The sequence below is a fragment of the Anaerophilus nitritigenes genome (assembly GCF_004138215.1).
GTDB lineage: Bacteria > Bacillota > Clostridia > Peptostreptococcales > Thermotaleaceae > Anaerophilus > Anaerophilus nitritogenes.
In genome coordinates, this window is the sequence record NZ_RYYS01000008.1 from 1 (window position 1) to 2632 (window position 2632).

At 26.8% G+C, this 2632-nt stretch carries 2 protein-coding genes; both read left to right on the forward strand.

Annotated features, from left to right (window positions below; translation table 11 throughout):
• Positions 1–72 precede the first annotated feature (72 nt).
• Complete coding sequence (locus EK368_RS00425; protein WP_129595756.1) at positions 73–345, forward strand: hypothetical protein; 273 nt, start codon at positions 73–75, stop codon at positions 343–345.
• Between the two features lie 500 nt (positions 346–845).
• A complete protein-coding gene (locus EK368_RS00430) occupies positions 846–1487 on the forward strand; it encodes a hypothetical protein (RefSeq protein ID WP_129595757.1) in 642 nt (213 codons plus the stop codon).
• Positions 1488–2632: the final 1145 nt, after the last annotated feature.

Consider the following 2632-nt stretch of genomic DNA (forward strand, 5'->3'; position numbering starts at 1 on the left):
AACAAATATATTTTACATATAATGTAAAGTAGACTCAATTTACACGAATGGCTGCCCTACCCCATAAAGGCAATGAAAGACAAAGGTGCAGGGACAGAAATTATAAAAAATATATTAAATAAATCAGTTGATGCCCTAGCTCAAAAAGAACAATCGTTAGAATTAGTTACGATAGATAGATTGACAGGCGCAGAATTTAGAGAAATGATGTTAAATCAGTTTGCCGATCTTTTAGCAGAAAGAGATTCTAGACTTCAACAACAATATGAAAAGAGAATTGAGCAACTAGAAAAAAAATGGAGTGTGAACTTGAATTACAAAGAAAAAAAATACAAAATCAAATAGACAATGAAAATGAAAAACTCATAAAATATATAGCTGCTGCAAGAGAAGAAGAAAACAAAAAATCATTTTGGAGTAAAATCTTTGGAAATTAAAATTTCATATGAATAACGATATAAATTTCCTGATGATACAGGGCAGTACCCGCGAAGCTGTCACCAGGGGCAAAGCAACTAGTAAAAAATGTATAGAAATCATTCATACAAGTGTTAATTTGAATTCAGATAAATCAACCTATTTTTATGTCGAAAATCGTATAAATCTATTGAATATGCATATAGTTGCATATTCATATAACTCTATTCTATGCAATTCATCCCAAAGCAACAGAATCTTGTTTGTGATACATAAATGCTTAACGTTAGTTTTATCGGTGATGTTGGCAGTACCCCTTATAGTAAAAATAAGAAATATTTGAAAATATTTTACAATTACTACTTTTTATGTTACATTAATCTTGTAAGTTGTGTAAAATTTAACAAATTTGAAGGGAGATTTATATTATGAGTAAATTTAAAAAAATAACATCTGTGATGTTAGCTATTGTAATGATATGTTTACCAATTATGACCACAACTGGTTTTGCTATGAACAACGTACACAATGCTTTTTTAAATAAAGATACCTATTCTAGTAATGAATTATATAAAGGATTAAGAGACATTGGGTTTTCTGATGCAGAAATAATGAACTTATATCAAAAGGAGGCTGATCAAACAGGACAAGCTTTTAAAGTACCCAAAGCATTAGCAAAAAAAACAAACATATCATCTGTTTCTCCAAAATCAAGATCAATGATGGCTAAAACATCTGGTTTTCCATCTAACCCTAGAGAAGGGGATGTTCATAGTGAATCATATAAGATCAATTTCAATTCTATAGCTAGAACTTTAGGTTGGACCGGGGGAGGAACGGGTGTAGCGTACCTGGTTGCAAATTGTTCAAAACAAGCAGTGGCTCGAGCTATAATTTCAAGTACAAGTTTAGGCATTTTTTCTGCTGCTTTAAGTGTAGCAGGATTAATTTTCTCTGAAGCTAGCAGATATCATGAAGGAATGACAGTGACGATAAAATATCATTACATATATAGCAATAACATGATTCTAGAATGGGTTCCAGGTCCTATGAGTTATAAATTTTGGTAATTAAGGGAGTTAGTTATGATAAGCACTGATTATCTCTATGTTCTTTTAAATTTTATATTTATAGTTGTTTATATTCTCAGATATCGAAATAATTTAAGTAAAAAACTAGGACTTTTAACTATTGGTTCGTTTGTTTTATATATAATATTATCTAAATTTTTAAATATAAAATTTAATTTAATATATATATCAAAGAGTATATTACTTTATATACTTATTGATCAAATAATTTTTTATATAAAAAATACTAAAAAATAAAGAATTACTTATAAATTTCACACAACGAAGCACCTTTATGTTACTGATTTTGTATGAGAAAATTATAGATAAGGTGTTAACCTATCGTTTTAAAAAATGGACAATTGATTAATTTACCATGTCCCACTTTTGGTAACATATTGTCCATTTTTTAATTATCTTCATTGGAATAATTTGAGTATACATTTTTTTACACTTTTAAATGTTACTTCCTGTCTTTTTCAAAATACTTACTTTCTTATATCCTAAATTTAGCAATATCAAAGAATATATCAAATTATGATAGATTCTTTTTTTATGTCTATAATTTGATAATCTTATTATATAATCATAACTTACAAGTTTTGATTATATAAGTTAATAGTAGTAATTTCAATAGTTTAAGCATGGTCATAACTAACAATCATAAGTACTTAACAAAATTGCTACTTTTACATGTGGCCTAAAATGCACGTATCTCGGTGTACCCCCATATATGTGTTAAATATTATTTTTAACATTGTATACATCTTTTTAATTCTTTTTTATTTTAACTAGATTACTGTATTTATATATTATGAAATATATAGGTATAGAAAGTAGAAATCTACTAACTGTATCTATTGTATTTAAATTTTTATTCAAGTATATATTTTGAATAAAATCAGAAACTACTATAATAGCTAAATATATTTTCCAAATTTTATGCGTAAATAAAATTTTTTTATGTGTATATGCAATAGCTATTATAGTAGATACTAGAATTTTCGATATCCATAAATAATCTAGTAGTTTATATGGTGTATTTATTGATAAAATTGATAAAATTGGTAAAATCAAGAACACTATGCTGTATATCATCATCTAAATTGCCTCCTTGATAATAACTAAGGCATGCTATATATAGC